The organism is Methylibium sp. T29, from assembly GCF_000576205.1.
Classification (GTDB): Bacteria; Pseudomonadota; Gammaproteobacteria; order Burkholderiales; family Burkholderiaceae_C; genus Methylibium; species Methylibium petroleiphilum.
On sequence record NZ_AZND01000179.1, the window covers coordinates 1 to 7,028 of the forward strand.

The 7,028-nt window shown below is 70.4% G+C and carries 6 protein-coding genes and 1 pseudogene; 1 reads left to right on the forward strand and 6 read right to left on the reverse strand.

Translation table 11 applies throughout. The features are described 5' to 3' along the window. The 5 genes from x551_RS16500 to x551_RS16520 all read right to left on the reverse strand — a co-directional run. On the reverse strand, positions 1–615 hold a 615-nt coding region (locus x551_RS16500; protein WP_036249604.1), incomplete at its 3' end, for a biotin-independent malonate decarboxylase subunit gamma. Next, positions 608–1,543: a biotin-independent malonate decarboxylase subunit beta gene (locus x551_RS16505; protein WP_051495787.1), complete on the reverse strand. Its 936-nt coding sequence runs from the start codon at positions 1,541–1,543 to the stop codon at positions 608–610. The genes x551_RS16505 and x551_RS16500, both read right to left, overlap by 8 nt. Then, positions 1,540–1,848 carry a malonate decarboxylase acyl carrier protein gene (gene mdcC / locus x551_RS16510; RefSeq protein WP_011828393.1) on the reverse strand — a complete coding sequence of 103 codons (309 nt, stop codon included), beginning with the start codon at positions 1,846–1,848 and terminating at the stop codon, positions 1,540–1,542. The genes x551_RS16505 and mdcC overlap by 4 nt, the downstream gene beginning before the upstream one ends. 16 nt (positions 1,849–1,864) lie before the next feature. Then, positions 1,865–3,511 (reverse strand): malonate decarboxylase subunit alpha, encoded by a 1,647-nt coding sequence (mdcA, locus tag x551_RS16515; RefSeq protein ID WP_036233457.1) that lies wholly within the window; start codon positions 3,509–3,511, stop codon positions 1,865–1,867. Positions 3,512–3,566: 55 nt separating this feature from the next. Next, on the reverse strand, positions 3,567–4,553 hold the full coding sequence (locus x551_RS16520; protein WP_036233455.1) for a tripartite tricarboxylate transporter substrate binding protein: 987 nt from the start codon (positions 4,551–4,553) through the stop codon (positions 3,567–3,569). Positions 4,554–4,774: 221 nt separating this feature from the next. Between x551_RS16520 and x551_RS16525 the strand changes: the two are divergent. Then, a pseudogene (locus x551_RS16525) lies at positions 4,775–6,087 on the forward strand (C4-dicarboxylate transporter DctA). Positions 6,088–6,400: 313 nt separating this feature from the next. On the opposite strand, the gene xdhC reads toward x551_RS16525, so the two are convergent. Beyond that, positions 6,401–7,028, reverse strand: a 628-nt coding sequence (gene xdhC, locus x551_RS16530) for a xanthine dehydrogenase accessory protein XdhC (protein ID WP_036249607.1), incomplete at its 5' end; no start/stop codon positions are given.

The following is a 7,028-nucleotide window of genomic DNA, read 5'->3' on the forward strand; positions in this document are numbered from 1 at the left end:
CGCCTGCACCAGGCCTTCGGCGAGCGCGTCCCGTGGCCACACCGCCTCGACCGCCCCGAGCCGCGCGTAGTTGTCGACGCCGGGCCCGAAGATCGCCGAGCTGCGGCAGAGCTCCTGCAGCGCCTCGATCGGGATCTGCGTGATGCGCGCCATGGCCGGCAGTGCCATCACGCGGATCTGCGCGTCGGCCAGCGCATAGGTGCGGTCGGCGATCATGCCGAGCGCGAGGAAGCCGCCGCTGACCGCCTCGCCGTACACCAGGCTCAGCAGCCGGTGGCCGCGGCTGCGCGCGACCTCGAAGCACTTGGCCAGGTGCGCCAGATAGCCGCCGTTGCCGAGCAGCTCGTCGCGCCGCGACAGCTGCTGGCCCTGGGTGTCGACCAGCATCAGGATCGGCCGGCCGGGATGCTCGCGCACCACCTGCAGCACCCGGGCGGCCAGCGCATGCGCGAGGTCGACGCCGATCGCCGCGTGCTCGCGGGTGCCCACCACCGCCACCGGCCCGTCGGCCGTGCGCCCGCTGCCCCACAGCAGCAGGCCTTCGGCGCGCACGTCGTGGCCGCCGGGAAACAAGCCGTCGCACAGGGCCAGTGCGGGGCTGCGGACCTCAGACATCGCTGCGCTCCTTCACGCGGTCGGCGAGGGCGGTGAAGGCCTCGGTGTCGAGCAGCGGCAGCTGCCGCGGCTCGGCCACACCCAGGCCCGACCAGATGTCGACGGCATCGGGCGCCGCGCCGAAGCGCTCGAGCCGGCGGCCGAGCGCCGCGTGCTCGCGCTCCACCGCCTCCAGCGTCAGCGGTACCGGCCGGTCGAAGAAGGCGGCGACCGCCTGCCGCAGATCGTCCATCGTGTCGCGCGCAAAGCCGTCGGCCTCGCCGATCAGGTAGCGGTGCTTGCCGCCCATCGTGCGCCACACCAGCGCGCGGTCCTTGGCGTCGAACTCCTCCACGCCCTTCTGCGATTCGATCACCTCCGGCCCCGACACCGAGAGCCGGCCTTCCTCGGTCATCACGATGTGGTCGCAGCAGCGCGCCACGATGCCCAGCCCGCCGTAGCAGCCGTTGGCCCCGCCCGAGACCACGATCACCGGCACGCCGGCGGCGCGCGCGGAGAACACCGCGCGCTGGATCTCCGAGATCGCGATCAGCCCCGCATTGGCCTCGTGCAGCCGCACGCCGCCGGTGTCGAGCAGCAGCACCACCGCGGCCGGCCGGTCGCGCGCGGCGCGTTCCAGCAGGCCGGTGAGCTTGGCGCCGTGCACTTCGCCGACCGAGCCGCCCATGAAGCCGGGCTCCTCGGCCGCGAACAGCACCGGCCGGCCGGCCAGCGTGGCGCGGCCGATCATCACGCCGTCGTCCAGCGCACGTGGCTGGCCGAGCTGCTCGAGGTGCGGGCTGACGATGCGCTGCGACGGCGGCAGCCATTCGTGCACCGAGCCGGCGTCGAACAGGCCGCGCACGCGCTGGCGCGCGTTGGCTTCGTAGAAGCTGCGCGCGGCCTGCGGCGACAGCACGGCGGCGGCGTCGGGGCGTTCGCTGCTCATCCGCGCAGCTCCTCCATCGCCTGCGCCAGGCGCAGCGCCACCACCGAGGGGGTCGCGCCGGCATCGTTCACGGTGACCAGCAGGTTGCCGACGCGGTGTCGCGCGGCGAAGTTCGCCGCCACCGCCTGCCAGGTGTCGGTGTAGCCCTCGATCGAGGTGTCGATGACGAAGCGCAGGCGGCCGTCGAGCGCCTTCGGCTCGAGCAGCGCCTCCATGTTGCCGGAGCTCACCACGCCGGCCAGCGCGGGTGCCTGCCCGGCCGGCAGCGGCTCGAAGGGGCCGAACTCGTATTCAAGGTGTTCCATCGCGCACGACGCTCGTTCACCAGTTGCGGAAACGGTTGGGCGGGTCGTAGAGCCCGCCGGACCAGCGCACCAGGTCCTTGATCGACTTCGCGGCCAGCAGGTCACGCGTGGCGAGGCGCGGGTCGATGTCCAGGTCCTCGGGCCGCTGGATGATGCCCTGGCGGCGCAGCGCCTCGACCGCGAGCGGGTCGCGCGCCAGCCCCACCGGCGTGTAGCCGGCCACGCCGCGGATCGCCTGCTCGCGTTCGGCCAGCGTGTTGCAGCGGTGCAGGTGGGCGATGCCTTCCTCGGTGACGATGTGGGTCACGTCGTCGCCGTAGATCATCACCGGCGGCAGGTCCAGGTCGAAATCCTCCTGCAGCTGCCAGGCGTCGAGCCGCTCGACGAAGGTCGGCTGCATCTTCTCGCGGAAGGTCTCGACCAGCTGCACCACCAGCTTGCGGCCGCGCGGCATGGCCGACATGCGCGAGGCGGCGCTCTCCTCGCCGGCCTTCAGCCAGCCGGGGCTGGCGTGGCGCCGGCCGCGCGACTCCGAGCCGAAGTTGGGCGCGCCGCCGAAGCCGGCGATGCGGTTGAGCGTGGCGGTGGAGGAGTTGCCCTCCAGGTCGATCTGCAGCGTGGAGCCGATGAACAGGTCGACGTAGTGGCCGGCGAGCTGGCAGAACACGCGGTTCGAGCGCATCGTGCCGTCAGGGCCGTTGAAGAACACGTCGGAGCGCTCCTCGATGTAGCGCTCCATGCCGAGCTCGGAGCCGGCGCAGTGGATGCCCTTGACGAAGCCGGCCTCGATCGCCGGGATCAGCGTCGGGCAGGGGTTGACCGTCATGTAGCTGCAGATCTTGTCCTTCAGCCCCAGCGAGGCGGCATAGGTCGGCAGGATCAGCTCGATCGCCGCGGTGTCGAAGCCGATGCCGTGGTTCAGGCGGTTGATCTCGTAGGGCGCGTACAGGCCCTTGATCACCATCATGGCCATCAGCACCTGGATCTCGCTGATCTGCGCCGGGTCGCGCGTGAAGATCGGCTCGATGTAGTGCGGCTTCGGCGAAGGCACCACGAAGCTCACCCAGCCGGCAGGCACATCGACGCGCGGCACGCGCTCGACGATCTCGTTCACCTGGGCGATCACGATGCCGTTCTTGAAGGCCGTGCCTTCCACCACCGCCGGTGTGTCCTCGGTGTTGGGGCCGGTGTAGAGGTTGCCCTCGGCGTCGGCGCTCTGCGCGGCCACGAAGGCCACCTGCGGCGTCAGGTCGACGAAGTAGCGGCTGTAGAGCTCGAGGTAGGTGTGGATCGCGCCGACCTCGATGCGGCCCTCGTTGATGAGCCGCGCCATGCGCACGCCTTGCTCGCCCGAGTAGCAGAAGTCCAGTTTCGCGGCGATGCCGCGTTCGAACACGTCGAGGTGCTGCGGCAGCGCGAGGTTGGACTGCACGATGTGCAGCCCGTTGACGCGCGCCGGGTCCACCTTGGCGAGGCAGGCCGACAGGAAGTCGGCGTGCTTCTGGTTGTTGCCCTCGACGCAGAGGCGGTCGCCCGGCGTCAGCACCGCTTCCAGCAGGTCGATCGCCCGCTCGGCCGGGACGAGCTTGTCCAGCCCCTGCGCCCGGGCCGCCGCCAGGCGCTGCCGCTTCTGCTCGGCGCCGCGGTTCCAGCTCTTCGTCATTCAGCGTCGTCCTTCGCGCGATCCATCTCTCTCCACGGCGCCAGCGTAGCCGGCTTCAGCTGTCGACTGTGATGTGCGCGTCCTTGATCACGCGGCCCCACTTCTCCATTTCCGACTTCACCAGCGCGGCCACCTCCTGCGGCGTGCGCGGGCCGATGTCGTCGTTGCCCAGCTTCTCCAGCTCGCGGATCAGCTCGGGATCGACCAGCGAGGCCTGCAGTTCCTTCTGCAGCCGCGCGGAGATCGGCGCCGGCAGGTTGGCCGGGCCGACGATCGAGAACCACAGCACCGCCTCGTAGCCGGCGAGGCCCTGCTCGGCCACGGTGGGCACGTCGGGCAGCGCCTTCGAGCGCTTCGACGAGGTGACGCCCAGCGCCTTGACCTTGCCGGCCGAGATCATCTGCAGCGACGGGCCGATGGTGGCGAACATCACCGGGATCTGGCCGCCGACCAGGTCGGTCAGCGCCGGGCCGGCGCCGCGGTAGGGCACGTGCGCCATCTTCACGCCGGCCTGCGACTTGAACAGCTCGCCGGCCAGGTGGTGCACCGAACCGACGCCCGAACTGGCGTAGTTGTACTTCTCCGGATCGGCCTTCGCCAGCGCGATCAGTTCCTTGATGTTGTTGGCCGGCACGCTGGGGTGCACCAGCACCGCGAGGCCGGTCGCGCACACGTAGGACAGCGGCGTGAAGTCCTTCGTCGGGTCGTAGGCCAGCTTGCGCAGGTGAGGCACCACGGCCATCGGGCCGGTGTCGGTCAGGCCGATCGTGTAGCCGTCGGCCACCGACTTGGCCACGAACTCGGCCCCCATCGACGCGCCGGCGCCCGGCTTGTACTCGAATACCATCGGCTGGCCCAGCCGCTGCTCGAGCTGCCGCCCCACCAGGCGGGCGGTGGCATCCGTCGAGCCGCCGGTGCTGTAACCGATGACCAGCTTGATGGGCTTGGACGGCCAGCTCTGGGCCCACGCCGCCATCGGCATCGCCAGGCCGGCCGCGCTGCTGCCCAGGCAGGCCAGCACCTCACGTCGATTGAACTTCATCCGGGTCTCCTCTGAAGGGTTCGAGCGGCAGGACCGGGCGGTCCGGCAGGGCATTTCGCCTCTTGCACACCAATAATATGTTAGTGATGTAGTAGTTGCATGAGGGAAAGCCCGCGAGCGGCGGCGGGCCCGCCGGGGCGCCGCGCCGCGATGCAGGCACCGAGCTTGCATGACTCGCCGCGCGCTTCGCCCCTCCACCGTTCGCTGCCCGGGAGCCTGCCATGCCCAAGTTCTTGCGTTCCCTGTTCGGCCAGGTGGTGCTGGCCCTCGTGCTGGGCGTGCTGCTGGGCCTGCTGTGGCCCGAGACGGCGGTGAAGCTCAAGCCGCTGGGCGATGCCTTCATCAAGCTCATCAAGATGATCATTCCGGTGCTGGTGTTCTGCGTCGTGGTGCATGGCATCGCCGGCGCGGGCGACCTGAAGCGCGTGGGACGGGTTGGCGTGAAGGCGCTGGTGTACTTCGAGGTCGTCACCGCGGTCGCGCTGGCGCTCGGGCTCGCGCTAGGCTACCTGTTTCAGCCGGGGGTCGGCATGAACGTGGATCCCACCACACTGGACGCCAAGGCCATGAGCGCCTATGCGGACAACGCCAGCAAGCTCACCGGCGGCGGCACCGTCGAGTTCCTGCTGAAGCTGATCCCGACCACCGTGGTCGCCGCCTTCGCGACCGGCGACGTGCTGCAGGTGCTGCTGTTCGCGGTGCTGTTCGGCTGCGCGCTGGCGCTCGTGGGCGAGAAGGGCCGTGCCGTGGCCGGGCTGATCGACGAACTGTCGCTGGTGCTGTTCAAGATCATGGGCTGATCATCAAGCTGGCGCCGCTGGGGGTGCTGGGCGCGATCGCCTTCACGGTCGGCAAGTACGGTGTCGGCTCGCTGAAGCAACTGGGCCTGCTGGTCCTGCTGTTCTACGGGGCGGTGGTGCTGTTCGTCGCGGTGGTGCTGGGCGGCATCATGCGAGCCTCGGGCTTCAGCCTGTGGAAGCTGCTGCGCTACCTGCGCGAGGAACTCGCGGTGGTGTTCGCCACCACCTCGTCCGACAGCGTGCTGCCGCAGATCATGGCCAAGCTGCGCCACATGGGCATCCGCGATTCGACCGTGGGCCTGGTGATCCCGACCGGCTACTCCTTCAACCTGGACGCGTTCTCGATCTACATCACGCTCGCCGCGGTGTTCATCGCCCAGGCCACCAACACGCCGATCACGATGACCGACCTGCTGACCATCCTGGCGATCTCGCTGGTGACCAGCAAGGGCGCGCATGGCGTGCCCGGTTCGGCCATCGTGGTGCTGGCCGCCACGCTGCAGGCCATCCCGGCGATTCCCGCGATCGGGCTGGTGCTGGTGCTTTCCGTCGACTGGTTCATGGGCATCGCGCGTGCGCTCGGCAACCTGATCGGCAACTGCGTGGCGACGGTGGCGGTGGCCGCCTGGGAGGGCGACATCGACCGCGAGCGGGCGCACAAGGTGCTGGACGGTGAGGCGGTGCCGGCGCACGACGTGGCGGGCGCGCCGGGTGTGGCGGTAACGGCGTCCTGAGTTGATACGGAGCACAGGCGGTCCGGCCTCGGCGTGTGCGCCGCGCCGGTCCGCTGTGTTGCGTTCGTGTCCCCCGGCGTCGGCCTGATCGGCCGCCGCCTCCTCCTCTACCGCACTCCACACAGCGGACCGTCACGGCGCTTCGATACACCGCGGTGTGCCTGGGTTGAAGGCCTTCGAGCACCACGGTGATGTGTGCTGACCGGGACGTCGGGTGAATGGCGGAGTGAGGTAGAGGAGGAGGGGACGGCCATGAGGCCGGCACCGGGGGACACGAACGCAGGCGTTCACCCGGCGGCCCGGTCAGCAGCGCTCAGCCAACAACAGATCCCGTGGCTTGCAGCAACTGCGCCACCGCTGCGATCGCCAGCACCGCGGGCTCCTTGCCGGTGATCCCGGGGAGGCCGATCGGGCAGGTCAGGCGGGCGATCGCGGCGTCGGACACGCCGCGCTCCTGGAAGCGATGCACGAAGCGTGCGCGCTTGGTGCGGGAGCCGATCAGCCCGCAGTAGGCGAAGTCGCCGCGCCGCAGTACGGCTTCGGTGATGCGCAGGTCGAGGTCGTGCTCGTGGGTCAGCACCAGGTAGCAGGCGCCGGGCGGCGCCTGGGCCACCTCGGCCTCGACCGCGTCGACGCACAGCGCCTGTACGTGCGGCGGCAGCGGCGCCAGCGCCGCGAAGGCGTCGAACTCGGCTTCGCGCTCGTCGATCCACTGCACGCGGCAGTCGATGCTGGCCAGCAGCGCCACGATCGCGCGGCCCACGTGCCCGGCGCCGTAGAGCTGCAGATGGAAGCGTGGCACGGTCTCGGGCCAGGCCGCCAGCGACGCCGCGTCGAGCGGCGCATAGCGCAGCGTGACCTCGCCACCGCAGCACTGGCCGAGCGAGGGGCCGAGCGCGAGCGTCTGCTCGCGCGGCGGCTCGTCGCCGCGCGTCGTGCAG

Bases quoted from the DNA above. Each gene is read 5' to 3' on its own strand.
- x551_RS16520 (WP_036233455.1), bottom strand. From the start codon at position 4,553: ATGAAGTTCAATCGACGTGAGGTGCTGGCCTGCCTGGGCAGCAGCGCG.
- mdcC (WP_011828393.1), bottom strand. From the start codon at position 1,848: ATGGAACACCTTGAATACGAGTTCGGCCCCTTCGAGCCGCTGCCGGCC.
- x551_RS16505 (WP_051495787.1), bottom strand. From the start codon at position 1,543: ATGAGCAGCGAACGCCCCGACGCCGCCGCCGTGCTGTCGCCGCAGGCC.
- mdcA (WP_036233457.1), bottom strand. From the start codon at position 3,511: ATGACGAAGAGCTGGAACCGCGGCGCCGAGCAGAAGCGGCAGCGCCTG.